Here is an 18,287-nt window from a genome sequence, read left to right on the forward strand (position 1 = left end):
GGACGGGGCCCTCAGACGGCGGCCAGGGTGGGCCGGACGCTGGGCCGGCAGTCCAGGACGTCCAGCGGACGCCCCATCGAGACGGCGATCCTGCGGGCGCCGCGGTACGGGTCCCTGCCGTGGGCGCAGAGCACGTTGTCGACCAGCATCACGTCGCCGACCTGCCAGCGCTCGCGCACGGTCGCCGCGTGGTACGCCTCGTTGAGGGCGTCGACGTCGGCGCGCTCCAGCGGTTCGCCGTCGCCGAACCCGGTGTTGAACGGCAGGCCGTCCGGGCCGAACTCGTCGGTCATCGCCTCGCGGATGTCCGGGTCGAGCGACCACTCGTTCCAGAACGCGAGGTGGTTGAACCAGACCTCCTCGCCGGTCACCGGGTGGTGGATGGTGCCGGGGCGCAGCTGGGTGGTGCGCAGGTTGCCGTCCGCCGGCCACTCCCAGGTGATGCCGTTCTCCCGGCAGTAGGCCTCGACCTCGGCGCGGTCCTCGGTGGCGAAGGCGGTGCGCCAGCCGAGGGAGACGTAGTCCGAGTAGTTGCGGGTGAGGGTCCAGCCGGAGGTCCGCATCCGCTCGACCAGGTGCGCGGGCAGGTGGTCGAGCACCCGGCGGCAGTCGGCGGTGGGGGTGGCCCCGCCCTCCTCGGGGGCGGTCAGGCAGGCGAAGAGCAGCCGGCCGGGGAAGGTCAGGGTGTAGCTGTTCTCGTTGTGCATCCGGATCGGCTGGGCCGGCGGCAGATCGGTGGAGGAGAAGACGCCGTTGCCGTAGTCGCTGCGCGGGGTGGCCTTCTCCCGGTACGGGGTGCGCTCGGGGATGAGGACGTCGCGCACGGCGGCGACGTCCTCGGTGCCGGCGACCGGCAGGCCCCGCAGGAAGATCGTGCCGTGCCGGTGCAGGGCTTCGGTGAGGGCGCTCTCGTTCTCGCGCAGCCACTCGCAGGCCTCGCCGATGTCGGCGGTCCGCGGCGCGTGGGCGAGGGCCGGGCGGCCGGGGTTCAGTTCCCAGGTCGGCATGGCGGCGGTCACCGGTCGGCGAGGGCGGCGACCAGGCTGGCGGGCCTGATGTCGGTCCAGTTGGCCTCGATGTGGTCGAGGCAGCCCTGACGGGTGTCCTCGCCGTGGACGGTGGTCCAGCCGGCCGGCACGTCGATCCAGACCGGCCACAGGGAGTGCTGGTTCTCGTCGTTGACCAGCACCAGGTAGCCGGCGTTGTCGTCCTCGAACGGGTTGCTCATGGTGTCCTCCTTGGGTTGCTTCGAAGGTAGGGGCGGGCCGCGCGGCGGAAGGGCAGGAGCCGCGGCAGGAACGCGGCAGTTGGGGCCCTGCCGCAGGGGCCGGGTGGGCGCCGGCTCAGCGCGGGGTGAGGCGGACCGGGAAGCGGTCCAGGCCGAAGTTGATGATCGAGCGGTTGTGGGTGACCGGCCCGGTCGGCTCGATGGCGGCGACGCGCTCCAGCATCGCCGTGAACAGGCCGCCGAGTTCGGCCTTGGCCAGCGGCGCGCCGACGCAGTAGTGGGCGCCGAGGCCGAGTGCGAGGTGCTTGTTGGGGGCGCGGTCGAGCAGGATCTCCTCGGGCCGGTCGAAGGCCTCCGGGTCCCGGTTGGCGGACCAGACCCAGACCGCGACCCGGTCGCCGCGCCGGATGGTGCGGCCGTCGAGCTCGGTGTCCCGGCTCGCGGTGCGCAGGGTGTGCAGGCCGACGGAGGTCCAGCGCAGCAGTTCGTCCAGGGCCGAGTCCATGCCGACCTCGCCGCGCTGCAACCGTCGCCACAGCTCCGGGTGTCGGACCAGCGTGTGCAGGCCCATGGCGGCGGTGTGGCGGACGGTCTGGACGCCGCCGACCACGATGTTGTCCAGGTTGAGGACGACGTCCTCGATCGGCAGCAGCTTCCCGCCGACCCGGTAGGTGGCCATCATGCTGATCAGGTCGTCGCGCGGGTCGCTGCGGCGCAGCATCACCTGGTGCAGCAGGTACGGGATGAGCTGCTGGTGGCCGGCCCTGCGCTCCTCGGGGGTGCGGCCGAGGAAGGCGACGTCGCAGACCCGCACGACCATGTCGCGATCCGCCTCCGGGACGTCCAGCAGGTCGCACATGACGGACAGCGGCAGCGCGGAGACGGCGTCGACGAGGTCCACCTCGCCCTGCTCGACGGCCCGGTCGACGATCGAGGCGGCGAGGTCGGCGATGCCCCGGGAGGCTCCGCGCACGGCGCCCGGGGAGAAGAACGGGTTCGCGGGGGCCCGGAGTTCGCGGTGCCGGGGCGGGTCGGTGAGGGCCATCATCCGGCCGGAGCCGACCGGCACGTTGCCCTCGCCGGCGCCGAGCAGCGAGCCCTGTTCGGAGCTGTAGACGGCGGCGTTGCGCAGCACCTCGGCGGAGTGCCGGTAGGAGAGCACCGACCAGACCGGCCCGTCGTCGACGGTGTCGGTGAGGTGGACGGCGGACTCCCGGCGCAGCTCCGCGACCAGCGCGGGGGTGTCGGGGCGGGCCCACAGGTCGGGGTCGGTGAGGTCGACCGCGGTGGTGGTTGGCATCAGTGCTCCGTGGTGGGCTGGTGGGCGGCGCCGGGCCGCACGATGAGGGAGGTCAGCAGGTCGACCGGGCCGGGCCCGTCGACGGTGGCGAGCAGGTGGCCGCCGGGGACGACGTGGTGGCCGTGGCCGCCGCGGGTGTGGACGGCCCATCCTTCGAGCCCTCCGACGGCGAGGAGCGGGTCCTCGACGCCGACGACGGTGTGCAGGGCGGAGCCGATCGGCGGGTGCGGGCGGGGCCGGTAGGTGTCGACCACGGCCAGGTCGGTGCGGATGCCGCGCAGCGCGTGCTCCTTGAGGTCGCCGTCGCCCGCGACGAGTTCACCCATCCCGGCGAGCCGCAGCAGGTCGTCGGCGGTGTACTGCGGGCGGTCGGCGCCGGCCCAGGCGGCGGGCGGCGAGGCGGAGGCGGCGACGACGAGTTCGGGCCGGCGCTCGGCGGGCAGCGCCCGGGCGACCTCGTAGCCGAGCAGGGCGCCGAAGCTCTGCCCGTAGAAGCCGAACCGGCCGGTCAGGTGCGGGGTGAGGGCCTCCAGGACGGCGTCGACGAGCAGGTCGAAGCTCGCGGGCATCGGGTGGCCGAGCCGGCCGCCGCGGGCGGGCGGGCGCAGGGCCCAGACCTCGGCGGCCGGGGCGAGGGCGCGGGCGAGCGGGGTGTAGGCGGTGGCGTCGCCCCCGGCGTGCGGGAAGCAGAACAGCCGGTACGGGCGGTGCGGTTGGGGGGCGGGGACGAACAGCCAGTCCCCCTCGACGCGGGGCCGCACCCGCAGTGCGGTGGTCATGCGCCGGCCGCCCGGGCGCGGGCGGTCAGGGCGGGCCGGGGGGCGGCGGTGCCGGCGGCGACGGCGCGCTCGACGGTGGCGGTGAAGGCGGCGAGGTCGGCCGAGTCGAGGAGGTGGCGCAGCTGGAGTTCGATGCCGAGCCGGCGGCGCAGCAGGTGGACGACCCGCAGCGCGGCGATCGAGTGGCCGCCGAGCGAGAAGAAGTCGTCGGTGGGCCGGACGCCGCCGACGCCGAGCACGGTGCTCCAGACCTCGGCGACCTGCCCGGCCAGTCCGGCGTCCTCCTGCGGCGCGCCGTCCTCGACGGCGGCGGGGGCGGCGGCGGGTACGGGCAGCGCCGCCAGGTCGACCTTGCCGTTCGGGGTGAGCGGCAGGGCGTCCAGCACGGTGATCGCCGAGGGCACCAGGTGGGCGGGGACGGTGGCCCGCAGCCGCTCGGTCAGTTCGGCGGCGGTGACGGCGCCGGTGACGTACCCGGCGAGCCGGCGGTCCCCGGGGGCGGGCTCGTACACGGTGACGGCGGCGGACCGGACGCCCGTCAGCCGGGCCAGGGCGTGCTCGACCTCGCCGAGCTCGATCCGGTAGCCGCGCAGCTTGACCTGGCGGTCCATCCGGCCGACGTACTCCAGCCGGCCGCCCTCGCCGCGCCGGGCCTGGTCGCCGGTGCGGTACATCCGCTCGCCGGCGGCGGTCGGGTCGGCGACGAAGCGCTCGGCCGTCAGGCCGGGCCGACCGACGTAGCCGTGGGCGAGGCCGGGCCCGGCCAGGTACAGCTCGCCGACGACGCCGTCGGGGACGGGGGTGAGCTTCTCGTCCAGCAGGTGCAGGCGCACCCCGGGCAGCGGCTCGCCCAGGTGCGGCCCGGGGCCGGTGATCGGCGCGGTGACGGCGTCGACGGTGCACTCGGTGGGCCCGTACAGGTTGAGCGCGTCGATGCCGCCGTCGGCCAGCTCCCGCCAGGTGCGCTCGGGGACGGGCTCGCCGCCCATGAACAGCCGCGGCACCCGGGCGCCGGCGAGCGGCTCGCGCAGCAGCTCCCAGTGCGAGGGGGTCAGGTCGAGGTCGGTGACGGCGTGCTCGGCGAGCAGGGCGGCGAGCAGGGCCGGGTCGGCGCGCTGATCCTCGCCGATGACCAGGACGGTGTCGCCCCGGCAGATCCGGGCCCACTGCTGCACGGAGGCGTCGAAGGAGACGCTGGCGTTCCAGCCGACCACGCCGGGCTCGGCCCGGTAGGCGCCGGAGGCCTCCAGGGCCTCGACCAGGGCGGCGACGGCGCCGCGCGGCACCTCGACGCCCTTGGGGCGGCCGGTGGAGCCGGAGGTGAAGATGACGTAGGCCGGGTCCAGCGGGTGGGCGTGTTCCGGCAGTTCTCCCCCAGCCCGGCGGCCGGGAGGTACCCCCACCCCGGCCCGGCGGCCGGGAGGTACCCCCGGCCCGTCGTCGGCGGCGTCCGGGCGCAGCACAGGCACGCCCTCGGCGGCGGGAACTCCCTCGGCGGCGGGCAGGCCGTCGGCGCTGATCAGGGCGGCGAGCCGGGCGTCGGCGGCCATGAGGGCGAGCCGCTCGGCGGGGTAGGCCGGGTCGAGCGGGACGTAGGCGGCGCCGGCCCGCCAGACGGCGAGCAGGGCGACCGGCAGGTCGGCGGTGCGGGCGAGGTGGACGCCGACCCGGTCGCCGCGGCCGATGCCGCGCTCGCGCAGGGCGCGGGCCAGGGCGGCGGTGCGGCGGTCGAGTTCGGCGAAGTCCAGGCGGGCCGGGCCCGCGAGGACGGCGGTGCGACCGGGGTGGGCGGCGACGGTGTCGCGCAGGCGGTCCAGCAGATCGGTCATGACGGCTCCTCAGGACTCTCGGGCGGCGGCGGCCATGGTGTGCAGGGCGGCGGCGTAGGTGTCGATGAACTGCTCGGCGGTGCTGTCGGCGACCAGCGAGCGCTGGTGGTCCACGGCGAGCAGCACCCGCTGCGTGACCGGGTCCTGGATCACCGAGGCGCCGAAGGCGAAGCTGTTGGGTTCGTGGCGCAGGGTCGGCTCGGTGCCGATCCGGCCGTCCACGATGCGGGCCGAGCTGAGCCGGCCGAGGGCGTGGAAGCGCAGGTAGCCGAACTGGCTGTCCAGCGCGGTGTCGGTCATCAGCCGGGCGAGCCGGGCGAAGGGCACCCGGCGGTGCGGCATCATGTCCAGCTCCTCCCGGTGGACCTCGCGGACCAGGGCGAGCAGGTCGTCGGTGGGCTCGCAGCCGAGTGGCACGGTGTTGAGGAACAGCCCGTACACCTCGGTGCCGCCGAGCCGTTCCAGCCGGCCGTTGACGGCCAGGCCGGTGGTGACGCGCCGACGTCCGGTGACGGCGGCGAGGGCGTGCAGGTGGGCGGCGAGCGCCACCGACTTGACCGGCACTCCGAGCGCGTCGGCGACGTCGCGCAACTGCCCGGGCGCCTCGGGCAGCACCCGTTCGACGGTGCGGGGCGCCTCGTGGACGTCCTCGCTGCCGGGGAACAGCTGGCCGCTGACGCCGGTCAGCCGCTCGCGCCAGTAGCCGAGCGAGCGCTCGTCCCCGGCGGCCTGCCGTTCGACGGCCACGAAGTCGCGGAAGGCGGTGCGCGGCGGCGGGGCGGGCACGCCGAGCGGGTCGGCGGCGAGGGCGCTGTGGCGCTCCAGGATCTCGGTGAGCAGTGAGGTGAAGCTCCAGCCGTCGAGGATCGCGTGGTGCTCGGAGACGGTGAGCTGGAAGGCGTCCTCGGCGAGGCGCTGCACGGTGATCCGGAACAGCGGCGGCGCGGTGAGGTCGAAGGGCGTCCACCGGTGGGTGTCGAAGACCTCGCGGATCGCGGAGTCCTGGTCCGCCTCCGCCGTGCCGCGCAGGTCGGCGAACTCGACGGGGGCGGGCAGCCGGCCGTGCACGAGCTGCAGCGGTTCGCCGTAGCCGGACAGGTCCAGGCCGGTGCGCAGCACCGCGTGGCGGTCCATGGCCTCGGCGACGGAGCGGCGGAAGGCCTGCTCGTCGAGGTCGCCGGCGATCCGGTAGGAGTTGACGTTGTGGTAGCTGTCGGTGCCCCCGGCGATCTCCATGTGGAAGACCATGGAGAGCTGCATGGACACCATCGGGTAGGCGTCGACGAGGCCGGGCGGCAGGTCGGCGCGGTCCTCCGGGGAGATCAGGGCGAAGGGCTCGCGGGCGTCCCGGTCCTCGGTGACGGGCTTCGCCAGCGGCAGCAGGGCGGCCACGGTGGGGGCGTTGAAGACGTCCCGCAGGCTGAGCCCCCAGCCGCGCTCGTGCAGCGCGCCGGCCAGCTGGACGGCCCGGATGGAGTCCCCGCCGAGGTGGAAGAAGTCGTCGTGGACGCCGATGCCGTCCACCCCGAGGACCTCCGTCCAGACGGCGGCGAAGGCCTCCTCCTCCGGGGTGCGCGGCTCGACGTGGCGCCCGCCGGTGGCGGCGCTGCGCTGGCCGGGGGCGGGCAGGGCGGCGCGGTCCACCTTGCCGTTGACGGTGAGCGGCAGCGACTCCAGCACGGTGTAGCTCGCCGGGACCATGTACGGGGGCAGCGAGCGGCCGAGGAAGGCACGGACGTCGGCGGGCTCGCGGCCGGTGACGTACGCGGCGAGGCGGTCCTCGTGCACGGTGACGACGCAGGCGTCGACGTCCGGGTGGGCGGCGAGCGCGTTCTCGATCTCGCCGAGCTCGATCCGGAAGCCGCGCAGCTTGACCTGGAAGTCGGCGCGGCCGATGTACTCCAGTCCGCCGCCGGGCAGCCGACGGGCGACGTCGCCGGTGCGGTAGAGCCGGGCCCCGGGCGGGCCGTACGGGTCGGCGACGAAGCGGCCCGCGGTGAGACCGGGGCGGCCCCAGTAGCCGTGGGCGAGGCTGCCGCCGCCGATGTACAGCTCGCCGGCCGCGCCGGGCGGCACCGGCCGCAGCCAGTCGTCCAGGACCTGGGCGCTCAGGTGCGGCATCGGGGCGCCGATCAGGCTGCGCTCGAAGCCGGCGCTGCCGGCCAGGTCGTGGGTGGTGACGTGGACGGTGGTCTCGGTGATGCCGTACAGGTTGCACAGCCGGGCCGGGGGCGGCGGGTCGAGTTCGAACCAGCGCCGGACGACGGCCGGGTCGAGCGCCTCCCCGCCGAGCATGATCCACTTCAGTGCGGGCAGGGCGCGCGGGCTGCGGCGCAGCACCGGCTCCAGCTGGCGCAGCGCCGAGGGGGTGAGGCAGAGGCAGGAGACGGCCTCCTCCTCCAGCAGCTGGGCGAACTCCTGCGGCGAGCGGCTGGTCACGTACGGGACGACGACCAGGCGGGCGCCGTGCAGCAGGGCGCCCCACATCTCCCAGACCGTCCAGTCGAAGGCGTAGCTGTGGAACAGCGTCCAGGTCTCCTGCGGGCCGAAGCCGAAGTGCCGCTCGCCGTCCGCCATCAGCCGGCTGACGTGCTCGTGGGCGACGGCGACGCCCTTGGGGCGGCCGGTGGAGCCCGAGGTGAAGATGACGTAGGCGACGTCGCCGGGTCGTCCGGCGGCCGGCGGGCGGGCCTCGGGGCGGGCGGCCAGGTCGGCGGCCTCGGCCGTCAGGTCGTAGGCCCGCCAGGGGCCCTCGGGCACCCGGTCCGGGCGGTCGGTGACGACCAGGGTGACGCCGGTGTCGCCGAAGACCAGCGCGGCGCGGTCGGCGGGGGCGGCGAGGTCGACGGGCACGTAGGCGGCGCCGGTCTTGAGCACGCCGAGGACGGTGACCAGGACGTCGGCGGTGCGCTCCAGCAGCATGCCGATCCGGTCGCCGGGGCCGGCGCCGCGGGCGCGCAGGGCGTGGGCGAGGCGGTTGGCCCGGCGGTCCAGTTCGGCGTAGCTCAGGGTGCGGTCGGGGTCGCTGACGGCGGGCCGGTCCGGGTGGGCGTCGGCGGCCCGCTCGAACAGGTGGTGCAGGCAGTGGCCGGGGGTGTCGGTGGCCGCCGTCGCGTCGGCGCCGGCGCCGGCCGCCCGGGTGGTCAGCCGCAGCACGGTGGCGTCGGGGTCGTCCAGGGCGGCGGTGAGCAGGGTGTCGTACTCGGCGGCGAGGCGGCGGACCGTCCCGGCGTCGAACAGGTCGCTGCGGTACTCGGCCTCGCCGCGCAGCTCGCCGCCGGCTTCCCCGGCGTCGAAGACCGACCAGGTGAGGTCGAACTTGCTGGTGCCGTTGGAACGCACCCGGCTCTGCGCGGTGGCCGCCGGGCCGAGCGCGAGCGGGGTGCGGTCCTCGCCGTGGGCGCCGAACACCACCTGGACCAGCGGCGGGTGCTGGGCGCTGCGGGCGCCGCCGAGCAGGTCGACGATCCGGTCGAAGGGCAGGTCGAGGTAGCCGTACGCCTCGAAGGCGACGTCCTGGACGTGCTCCAGCAGGTCCCGGAAGCCCATCGCGGGCGCGAGCCGCAGGCGCAGCGGCAGCAGGTTGACGAAGTAGCCGAGCAGGTGCTCCAGTTCGGGGCGGTCGCGGGTGGTGACCGGGGTGCCGACGACGAGGTCCTCGGCGCCGGTCCAGCGGTTCAGCAGCAGGGCGAAGGCGGCCAGCTGGACGGTGAACGGGGTGACGCCCTGCGCCTCGGCCAGGGCGCGGACCCGGCCCGCGGTGCCGGGGGCGAGGCCGAACCCCTCGGTGCGGCCGGCCGCACCGCGCTCGGCGGGCCGGGGCCGGTCGGCGGGCAGCTCCAGCAGGGCGGGGGCGCCGTCCAGCCGCTCCTTCCAGTAGGTCAGGTGCTCCTCGTACGAGGTGCCGAGCTGCTCCCGCGCGTAGTCGGCGTACTGCACCGTCAGCTCCGGCAGTTCGGCCTCCCGGCCGCGCACCGCCGCGCCGTACAGCTCGGCGAGCTCGCGCTCGAAGACCTCGGCGGACCAGCCGTCCCAGACGATGTGGTGGACGGTGAACAGCACCGTGGTGCGCTCGTCCGCGAGGCGGAACGCCTCGGCGCGCAGCAGCGGTCCGGCGGCCAGGTCGAAGGGCTCGGCGCAGCGGGCGGCGAGCAGCTCCTCCAGGCGCCGCGCCTGGCCGGAGCCGCTCAGCGGGCGCAGGTCGGTCACCGCGAGCGGCACGGTGAGGCCGTGGTGCACCTGCTGGCGGGGGCCGTCGGGGTGCAGCGCGAAGCTGGTGCGCAGCGTCTCGTGGCGGGCCGTCACGGCGTCCAGCGCGCCCTGGAGGAGCGCGAGGTCGAGCGGGCCGGTGACGTCGAGGGTCCAGGGGGTGCAGTAGGTGACGGCGCTCGGGTCGAGGCGGTCGAGGAACCAGAGGCCGCGCTGCAGCCCCGAGGCGGGCGCGGTGCGCGCCGGGTGGTCGGACGGGCTCACGGCCTCGTTCCCTTCCTGTGCGGTGCGGGCCGTCACCGGGCGGCCAGCCGTTCGGCGATGGCGCTCACGGTCCGGGCCCGGAACACCAGTTGCGGGGGGACGCGGCTGCCGGTCTCCCGGGACAACCGCATCGCGACCCGGACGGCGGCCAGCGAGTTGCCGCCGATCCGGAAGAAGTTGTCCTCGCGGCCGACCTCGGCGAGGTCGAGCACCTCGCGCATCGCGTCGGCGACCAGCCGTTCGGCCTCGGTCATCGGGTCGGCGGCGGCGGTGGCGCGGCGTCCGGCGGGGGCGGGCAGCGCCTTGCGGTCCACCTTGCCGTTGTGGTTGAGCGGCAGGGCGGCCAGGACGTCCAGCGTCGCGGGCACCATGTGCTCGGGCAGCAGGGCGGCCAGGTGGTCGAGCAGGGCGTCCGGCTCGGGGGCGTCCGGGCCGACGGTGACGTAGGCGGCGAGCCGGCGGTCGCCCGGGGCGGGCTCGTGGACGGCGACGGCGGCCTCCCGGACGGCCGGGTGGCGGGTGAGCGCGTCCTCGACCTCGCCGGGCTCGACCCGGAAGCCCCGGATCTTGATCTGGTCGTCGATCCGGCCGGTGACCTCCAGCAGGCCCTCGGCGTTGACGTAGCCGAGGTCCCCGGTGCGGTAGAGGCGCTCGCCGGGGGCGCCGTACGGGGAGGCCACGAAGCGCTCGGCGGTCAGCCCGGGCCGGCCGAGGTACCCGTAGGCGAGGCCGGCGCCGGTGGCGTACAGCTCGCCGGTCACGCCGGGCTCGACGGGGCTCAGCCGCTCGTCCAGGACGAGGACGCCCTTGCCGTTGAGGGCGACGCCGATCGGGACGGAGCCGCCGGTGACGTCCTCGGGGCCGACCCGGTGGCAGGTGGTCAGGCCGAGGCTCTCGACCGGGCCGTAGCCGTTGGCGACCGCCAGCTCCGGGTAGGCCTCCAGGGCCTTGGCGACGTGGGTGACGGAGGCCCGCTCACCGGCGGTGATGGCGAGCTTCAGGCCGTCGTAGGTCTCCGGGAAGTCCTCCAGTAGGAAGTTGAACAGGCTTGCGGAGAGCTGGAGTTGGGTGACACCGTGGCGGCGGGTCAGCTCGGCGATGGTCTGCGGGTCCGGCCGCTGGCCGGGCTGCAGGACGCAGGCGCCGCCGAAGCAGAGCGCGCCGTACAGCTCCAGGGCGAAGGCGTCCCAGGAGACCGGGGAGCACTGCAGCCAGACCTCGTCCGGGCCGAAGCGGGCGTAGTCCTGGCCGAGGTAGGTGGTGGTGAGGGCGCGGTGCGGGACGGCGGCGCCCTTGGGGCGGCCGGTGGAGCCGGAGGTGAACATCACGCAGGCGAGGTCGCCGCCGTCGACCGGCAGGCCGAGGTCGTGCGCCGCGTGGCGGGCCAGCTCGGCGGCCGAGGCGTCCAGGTCGACGAGGCGATCGACGGGGATGGGCACGCTGGTCCGCCGGTGGGTGACCACCGTCGCGGCGCCGGTGTCGGCGACGGCGCCGGCCAGCCGCTCGGCCGGGAAGTCCGGGTCGAGCAGGGTGTAGGCGGCGCCGGTCTTGAGGGCCGCCAGCAGGGCGACGACCATCTCGGGACCGCGCTCGGCCAGCACCGCGACGGTGTCGCCGCGGCCGGTGCCGAGGCCCGCCAGGTGGCGGGCGAGCCGGTTCGCGGCGGCGTTCAACTCGCCGTAGCTCACGGTCCGTTCGTTGGAGATCAGGGCGACGGCCTCCGGGCTCCGGGCGGCCCTCGCCTCGAACAGGGCGTGCACCGGCACCTCGACGGCGGCGGCCAGGGTGCCCAGCCACTCCTCGCACAGTCCGGCCATGGTGGCGGGCTCGAAGAGGTCGCTGTCGTACTCGAAGCGGCCGGTGAAGCCGGTGCCGAGGTCGTCCACCGAGACGGACAGGTCGAAGCGGGAGACCGGGTTGGAGTGCAGGGCCCGGGTGACCTCGTGCCCGCCGACCGTGAACGGCCTCGGGTCCAGCGGGTGCAGCTCCAGCAGCACCTGGCAGAGCGGGTTGCGGTCCTCGGGGCGCTCGTCGAGCACGGCGTTCGCGATGTCGTCGAAGGGCACCTCCTGGTGCCGGTAGCCGCCGATCGACACCTCGCGCACGTGCCGGACCAGCTCGCGGAAGGAGACGCCCTCCTCCAGCTTCAGCCGCAGCGGCAGCAGGTTGACGAAGTAGCCGATCAGTCCGTCGAGTTCGGCCCGGCCGCGGACGTTCACCGGGGAGCCGAGCACCAGGTCGCGCTGCCCGGAGCGGCGGTGCAGGGTGAGCGCCAGTCCGGCCAGCAGCACCATGAACGGGGTGGCGTCCTCGCTGCGGGCGAGCGCCCGGACGGCCTCGGCGACCGGGCCCGGCATCGCGAAGCGGTGGAAGGCGCCGCGGAAGGCCTGCTCCTCGGGGCGGGGGTGGTCCGGCGCCAGCGCGTCGGCGGTCGGCGCGTCGAGCAACTGCTCGCGCCAGTAGTCGAGTTGCCCCTCGACGGTGTCGTCCCGGTACTGCCAGGCGGCGTAGTCGCCGTACTGGACGGCGAGCTCCGGCAGCCGGGCCGGGCGGCCCTCGGCCAACGCGGCGTACAGTTCCTGGAGTTCGGTCTCCAGCACCGCCAGCGAGCCCTCGTCCCAGACGATGTGGTGGAGGGCCAGCAGCAGCGTGGTCGCCCCGTCGGCCCGGAACACCCGGGCCCGCAGCAGCGGCCCCCGCTCCAGGTCGAAGGGCTCCAGGGCGGCCTCGGCGACGAGCGCGTCCACCTGCTCGGCGGTGGTCTCGGTGAGCGTGAACGGCAGCTCCACGGACGGGTGGACGACCTGGCGCGGACCGTCCTCGGCGAGCTCGAAGGTCGTCCGCAGGCTCTCGTGCCGCTCGACCACGCCGGCCAGCGCCCGCCGCAGCAGCTCGGGGTCGACCGGGCCGGAGAAGCGGAACACCCAGGGCACCACGTAGGTCGGCGCATCCGGGTTCCACTGGTCGAGGAACCACAGGCCGCGCTGGAACTTGGACAGCGGGGCCTCGGTGGCGCCGCTCCTGGTCAGCGCCGGGCGCTCGCCGCCGGACGCGGAGGTCACCGCGGCGGCGAACTCGGCCAGCGTCGGCGCGTCGAAGATGGTGTACGGCGACACCATGCCGAAGACGTCGAAGACCCGGCCCACCACCCGGACGGCGGTCAGCGAATCGCCGCCCAGGTGGAAGAAGTTGTCGTCGGCGCCGACCTCCGGCACCCCGAGCACGTCCGCCCAGACCGCGGCGATCAGCTGCTCGGCGGGCGTGCGCGGCGGGCGGCCGGCCGGCTTGCCCTGCGGCGCGGCCTGCGGCTCGGGCAGCGCCGCGCGGTCCACCTTGCCGCCGGCCGTCAGCGGGAAGGCCTCCAGCGCGGTGACCGTCGCCGGGACCATGTGCTCGGGCAGCCGCTCGGCCAGCCGGGCCCGGGCCTCGGCGTACCCCGGCGCGGCGCCGGTGACGTACGCGGCCAGCCGGCCCTCGTGGGCGACCACCACGCAGCCGGTCACGCCGGGGTGGCCGGCCAGCACCTGCTCGACCTCGCCGGGCTCGACCCGGAAGCCGCGGATCTTCACCTGATGGTCGCTGCGGCCGAGGAACTCCAGCGGGCCGTCCTCGACGGTGCGGCGCACCAGGTCTCCGGTGCGGTACATCCGGGCGCCGGGGGCGCCGTCCGCCGGCGCGAACGGGTCGGCGACGAAGCGGCCGGCGGTGAGGCCGGGGCGGCCGAGGTAGCCGGAAGCCAACAGCGGCCCGCCGACGTACAGTTCACCGGTCCCGCCGGGCTCCACCGGGCGCAGCCGCTCGTCCAGGACGTGGAGCCGGCGCGCGCCGACCGCGGTGCCGATCGGCACCCGGGCGGCCGGCTGCTCCTGCCCCGCCCGATCGCCGTCCAGCCGGTGGGTGGTGGCGGTGACCACGGTCTCGGTCGGGCCGTACGCGTTCAGCAGCGGCACTCCGGTGGCCGACCACCAGGCGGCGGCGGTGGCGGGCTCCAGCTTGTCGCTGCCGGAGACCATCAGCCGCAGGGTGCGCGGCACCCGGCCGCCGAGGGCCGCCACCACGTCCTGGAAGTAGCCCGCGGCCAGGTTGGCGACGGTGACGCCCTCGTCGTCCAGCAGGTCCAGCAGCGCGGCCGGGGCGAGGAGTCGCCGCTCCGGCAGGACCAGGCAGGCCCCGGCGGACAGCGCGCCGAGCACCTGCTCCACGGCCACGTCCACGGTCGGGCGGGCGAACTGCAGCACCACGTCCCGCTCGGTCAGGCCGAAGGCCCCGACGATGCCGGCCAGGTGGCCGGTGAGCGCGGCGAGCGGGACGTGCACGCCCTTGGGGCGGCCGGTGGTGCCCGAGGTGTAGATGACGTAGCCGGCGCCCGTGTTCCCGCCCGGGCCCGTGCCGAGCTCGGTGAGCTCCTCGCCGTCGAGGGCGAGGCAGGCCCCGGCGTCCTCGGTGATCCACCGGTTGCGCTCCTCGGGGGCCTCCCGGTCCAGCGGCAGGTAGGTGGCCCCCGCCCGCAGCACCGCCAGCAGCGCGACCACGTGGTCCAGCCGGTCGCGTCCGGTGACGGCGACCGTCCGCCCGGGGGCGATCCGGGCGGCGAGGGCGGCGGTCAGGCCGTCCAGCTCCCGGTAGCTGATGCTCCGGCCGGCGGCCCGGACGGCCGGCCGCTCCGGGAAGCGGGCGACGGCGGCGGCGAACGGCGCGAAACCGGACGGCGCGGAACCGGACGGCGCGAGTCCGGGCACCGGGAATTCGGTTGCCGGGAATTCAGTTGCCGGGAATTCGACGGGAAAACCGCGCGAGGACATCATCCAACCCCAGATCGTGAGAGAAATCGGCGACGAAAGCGACGATAGGGGGAATTCGACGGCCCTATCGGCAGAACGAGCGGAAGGAAATCGGCAGTTTCACCGGCCGCTTCCCGAGCAGGCCAGGGCTACCGGCCGGAGACGGCGAAGGGATTCCCCGGGGACCAGACATCTTCCCGGCCCAGGGCCTCGGGAGTGTACTTCCCGAGCGAACTGATCAGCAGCCGGAGCTCCAGCGCCAGGCATTCCACGAAACGGCGGAGCCCGGATTCCCGGTCCTCGGCGACGGCGAGCAGCGCCGCCCGGCCGAGGCCCACCGCGCGGGCCCCCAGCGCCAGGCTCTTGACCGCCCGGGCGCCTTCCCAGATCCGCCCGGAGACCAGCAGGGAGGGCGGCGGCGCGCCCGCCAGCCGGCGCAGGCACTCCGCGAGCGGCAGACCGACATGCGGCAGGAACACCCCCGGCGCCCAGCCGGTGCCGCCCTCCGCGCCGTCCACCACGACGGCGTCCGCTCCGGCCTCGTGCGCCACCCGGGCGGCCTCGGCCACGTCCCGGCCGGGGTAGAGCTTCACCCAGATCCGCACCCGCGGGTAGTTGTTGCGCATCAGCCGGATCTGCTGGCGCAGGATCTCCGCGGTGAAGGTGCCCGGGGTGGCGGCGCGCAGCACCCGGCCGTCGCCGAACAGCGGGTCAAGACCGAAGCGGTCGCCGAGCGCGGCGGCGGCGTCCGCGTCCAGCACGGTCATCCCGCCGAGCCCCGGCTTGGCGCCCTGGCCGACCTTCAACTCGAAGGCCAGTCGCCCGGACTCGAGCAGCGGCAGGGCCGCCGGATCGCTGTGGACGAGGTTCCACACCTCGGCGTCGGCGTCCTCGGTGCTCTGCTGGACGGCCACGCCGCCGAGCCCGTCCGGCAGTTCCTCGGCGTAGGCGCGCAGCCGGCCGAGCAGCGTACGGTCTGCGGCCTCGCCGAGCCGGCCGTAGCCGTTGACCGGCACCACGTTCTCGCCGATCACCATCGGGATCCCGAGCGCCCCGGCCTGCCGGCTCAGGGCCAGCCCGAGGTCGCCGCCGGCCGCCCGGGTGGATCCGGTCGCGGAGACGTACACCGGCATTGCCGAGGCGAACGCGCCGATGGTGGTGGCGAGTTCGACGTCCCGGTAGTCGGGCTCGCGGCCGAGGTCGATCAGCTTGGCGAGCCGCTGCGGCAGGAACAGCGGCGGGACGATCCGCAGAGCGTCCAGGGCGTCGGCGGACGCCGCTTCCCCGGGCCCGCCGGCACCGAACAGCACGTGCCCGTACTCCTCGGCAGGCGGGAACGCGGCGGCCGCCCCGACGCGGGCCCGACGCCGGACCTCCTCCTCCGGGAACCCGGGTGCGGTGAGCTCTCCCCCAGCCTCCGGCCGGGGGTGCCCCCAGCGCTCCCTCACGGTGACACCACCCCGGCGAGCTTCGGGAACGCACTGGCCTGCCAGACGGCGTCCAGCCCGGCGACGTACCGGGTGAGCCGCTCGACCCCGATGCCGAAGCCCGCGCTGGCCGGCACGCCCTCGCGCACCAGGTCCAGGTACCAGCGGTACTTCTGCGGGTTCTCGCCGGTCTCCCGCATCCGGGTGATGATCTCCGCGTAGTCGTTGGTCCGCTGGCTGCCGCTGCACAGCTCGCCGTAGCCCTCGGGCACGAGCAGGTCGAAGTTCCGCAGCAGGCCCGGGTCCTGGGGGTGTTCGCGGTCGTAGAAGCCGCGCGAGCCCTTCGGATAGTCGGTGACGAAGAACGGCCGGTCGCGCCGGGCGGACAGCAACGCCTCGCCCTCCCAGTCGAGTTCGGCCTCCGGGCTCTGCGGGTGTCCGATGCCGCGCAGTTCGGCGACCGCCTCGGCGTGCCGGATCCGGCCGAAGGAGCCCTTCAGGAGTTCGGCGAACGCCTGCGGGTCCCGGCCGAGTTCGGCGAACTCCTTGGGCAGCTCGCGCAGCACGCCGTCGACCATGTGCACCACCAGGTCCTCGGCCAGCTGGACGACGTCGTCCCGGCTCGCGCCGGCGACCTCCACGTCCAGCTGGTGGAACTCGGCCAGGTGCCGGCTCGTCCCGGCGGTCTCCAGCGGCTCCAGCCGGACGTTCGGGGCGATGCAGAAGATCTTGTCGAAGGCGAGCAGCGAGGCCTGCTTGTACAGGATCGCGCTGGTCATCAGCTTGTAGCGGTGGCCGTAGTAGTCGATGTCCACCTGCTTGGAGCCGCGCGCGCCGGGGTCGGTGACCGGGCCGATGATCGGCGGCAGCAGCTCGGTGAAGCCCCGGCCGCGCAGGAACTCACGGGCGGAGGTGAGCAGTTGCTGCTGGATCCGGAGCGCGCTACGGGTGGCCGGTGCGGTCAGGTGGCGGCCCGGATCGGTCGGGGGCAGGGGCGTGGCGTCGGGCATGGCCGGGGGTCCTCTTCTCTCGGGGAGTGTCCGTGCTCGTTCGGCGTGAAGTGGTATCGGGCGTATGGCAGTTCGACCTGGAGCGGCGGCGGCGCGGGCCCGGTCGGGAGGGTCAGCGCGCCACGGGCAGGCCACGGGCAGCGGACGCGGACGCCGCCGCGGCCGCGTACTCGGCCCGGCCGTCGTAGCCGCGCTGGACGTGGGAGAGGGCGGCCAGCAGCCCGGCCGAGCCGAGGATCGGCGTCCGGCCGCGCTCGCCGAGTCCCGCGATCGGCATCGAGCCGACCGCGGACCAGTGCAGCCGCCCGTCCGGGCCCAGCGAGCTGCGCGTCCGCCCGGCGTTGTCGGGGTGGAGGCAGTACGGCACGTCCAGGTAGCCGGCCGCGAAGGCCCGCACCAGGGCGCGCCCGACGTCGGCGTCCAGGTCGAGCACCGCCCCGATCAGCGCCCTGGCCTCGGCCTCGATCCCGGTGTCCGGTGGCGCGGCGGGCCGCGGGCGGGCCCGTTCCGCCGTGGCAGCCGCGGCGGCCGCCTCCAGCGCCCGGACGTTCTCGGCGACGGTCGGGATCCGGTGCGCCTCGGCCGTGGTCTTGACGATCAGCCGGGCCGCGCCGCCGCGCACCGAGAGCCGCGCCGCGTCCTCCAGCAGCAGCCGCGCGCCGCCGGGCGAGCGCGGGTACACGCCCATGTACGCGTACACCACGAGGTGCCAGTCGACGTCCGCGAGCAGTTCCCCCGCGATCCGGCCGAGCGCGGCGAGCGCCTCCTCGTCCTGGCGGGCGTTGGCCTGCTGGGCGTAGCTGAGCGAGATGCTGCGCAGTCCGTGCGCCCGGAAGAACAGCGCCTCCAGCACGCTGACGGCGATCAGCAGCGAGGGCGGGCAGAGCTGGCCCATCAGGCAGCCGCCGAAGGTCTCCAGGTGCGGCTCGGCGCCGAACTCCCTGGTGGACGCCAGGAGTTCGCAGCTGGTTCGCCAGCGGGCGACCGACTCGTGGAGCGGGGTGCGGCCGTACGGCAGACAGTAGGAGACCGGCCCGCCCTCGGTGGCGTCCAGGCCGGCCGCCAGCAGTGCGCGGAAGATCCGCTCCGGGGCGGCCGAGCCGTGCCGGACCTGCACCGGGAAGCCCGCGTCCGCCACCCCGCGCAGCACCTCCCGGGTGACGTCGACCGGGTGGGTGGCGATCGGGTAGCCGTTGAGACCCGCCCCGGCGGCCAGGGCGCGTCGCGCGGCCGCGAGGTCGCCGGTGCGGGTGTAGCTGTCCAGGGTGATGGTGCCGACGGTGACGGCGGCCGCGTCCCGGGTGGCCAGCAGGCCCGCCCGCATCCGGGCCGCCTCCGCCATGCCCATCCGGGGCTGGACCACCAGGGCGCCGGCCTCGGCGGCCTGTGCCACGAAGGCGCCGAAGCCCGCCCGGGCCGGGACCGCCACGACAGGGCCGATCGCACGCGGCCCCGTCACA

10 protein-coding genes are annotated in these 18,287 nt (G+C 75.4%); all 10 read right to left on the reverse strand.

Annotation, left to right across the window (positions count from 1 at the left end; all coding sequences use genetic code 11):
- Window positions 1–11: 11 nt before the first annotated feature.
- The 10 genes from ACWDBE_RS03310 to ACWDBE_RS03355 all read right to left on the reverse strand — a co-directional run bounded on the left by ACWDBE_RS03310 (window position 12) and on the right by ACWDBE_RS03355 (window position 18,256).
- On the reverse strand, window positions 12–1,007 hold the full coding sequence (locus tag ACWDBE_RS03310; protein ID WP_449787591.1) for a TauD/TfdA family dioxygenase: 996 nt from the start codon (window positions 1,005–1,007) through the stop codon (window positions 12–14).
- Window positions 1,008–1,015: 8 nt separating this feature from the next.
- On the reverse strand, window positions 1,016–1,228 hold the full coding sequence (locus ACWDBE_RS03315) for an MbtH family protein (RefSeq protein WP_380451513.1): 213 nt from the start codon (window positions 1,226–1,228) through the stop codon (window positions 1,016–1,018).
- Window positions 1,229–1,343: 115 nt separating this feature from the next.
- Window positions 1,344–2,528: a cytochrome P450 gene (locus ACWDBE_RS03320; RefSeq protein ID WP_449787592.1), complete on the reverse strand. Its 1,185-nt coding sequence runs from the start codon at window positions 2,526–2,528 to the stop codon at window positions 1,344–1,346.
- A complete protein-coding gene (locus ACWDBE_RS03325; protein ID WP_449787593.1) occupies window positions 2,528–3,307 on the reverse strand; it encodes a thioesterase II family protein in 780 nt (259 codons plus the stop codon). The genes ACWDBE_RS03320 and ACWDBE_RS03325 overlap by 1 nt, the downstream gene beginning before the upstream one ends.
- A complete protein-coding gene (locus tag ACWDBE_RS03330; protein ID WP_449807083.1) occupies window positions 3,304–5,136 on the reverse strand; it encodes a non-ribosomal peptide synthetase in 1,833 nt (610 codons plus the stop codon). Before ACWDBE_RS03330 ends, ACWDBE_RS03325 begins: the two co-directional genes overlap by 4 nt.
- Window positions 5,137–5,145: 9 nt before the next feature.
- Complete coding sequence (locus ACWDBE_RS03335; RefSeq protein ID WP_449807084.1) at window positions 5,146–9,609, reverse strand: amino acid adenylation domain-containing protein; 4,464 nt, start codon at window positions 9,607–9,609, stop codon at window positions 5,146–5,148.
- 32 nt (window positions 9,610–9,641) lie between these two features.
- On the reverse strand, window positions 9,642–14,348 hold the full coding sequence (locus ACWDBE_RS03340; protein ID WP_449807085.1) for an amino acid adenylation domain-containing protein: 4,707 nt from the start codon (window positions 14,346–14,348) through the stop codon (window positions 9,642–9,644).
- Window positions 14,349–14,539: 191 nt separating this feature from the next.
- On the reverse strand, window positions 14,540–15,838 hold the full coding sequence (locus ACWDBE_RS03345) for a glutamate synthase-related protein (RefSeq protein ID WP_449807086.1): 1,299 nt from the start codon (window positions 15,836–15,838) through the stop codon (window positions 14,540–14,542).
- On the reverse strand, window positions 15,835–16,827 hold the full coding sequence (locus ACWDBE_RS03350) for an asparagine synthetase A (protein ID WP_449787598.1): 993 nt from the start codon (window positions 16,825–16,827) through the stop codon (window positions 15,835–15,837). The genes ACWDBE_RS03345 and ACWDBE_RS03350 overlap by 4 nt, the downstream gene beginning before the upstream one ends.
- 112 nt (window positions 16,828–16,939) lie before the next feature.
- Window positions 16,940–18,256 (reverse strand): methylaspartate mutase, encoded by a 1,317-nt coding sequence (locus ACWDBE_RS03355; protein ID WP_449807087.1) that lies wholly within the window; start codon window positions 18,254–18,256, stop codon window positions 16,940–16,942.
- Window positions 18,257–18,287: the final 31 nt, after the last annotated feature.

This window comes from Kitasatospora sp. NPDC001132 (assembly GCF_053598415.1).

Excerpts from the sequence above, each read along its gene's own strand:
- ACWDBE_RS03310 (WP_449787591.1), bottom strand. The coding sequence starts at position 1,007 with ATGCCGACCTGGGAACTGAACCCCGGCCGCCCGGCCCTCGCCCACGCG.
- ACWDBE_RS03315 (WP_380451513.1), bottom strand. The coding sequence starts at position 1,228 with ATGAGCAACCCGTTCGAGGACGACAACGCCGGCTACCTGGTGCTGGTC.
- ACWDBE_RS03320 (WP_449787592.1), bottom strand. The coding sequence starts at position 2,528 with ATGCCAACCACCACCGCGGTCGACCTCACCGACCCCGACCTGTGGGCC.
- ACWDBE_RS03325 (WP_449787593.1), bottom strand. The coding sequence starts at position 3,307 with ATGACCACCGCACTGCGGGTGCGGCCCCGCGTCGAGGGGGACTGGCTG.
- ACWDBE_RS03330 (WP_449807083.1), bottom strand. The coding sequence starts at position 5,136 with ATGACCGATCTGCTGGACCGCCTGCGCGACACCGTCGCCGCCCACCCC.
- ACWDBE_RS03350 (WP_449787598.1), bottom strand. The coding sequence starts at position 16,827 with ATGCCCGACGCCACGCCCCTGCCCCCGACCGATCCGGGCCGCCACCTG.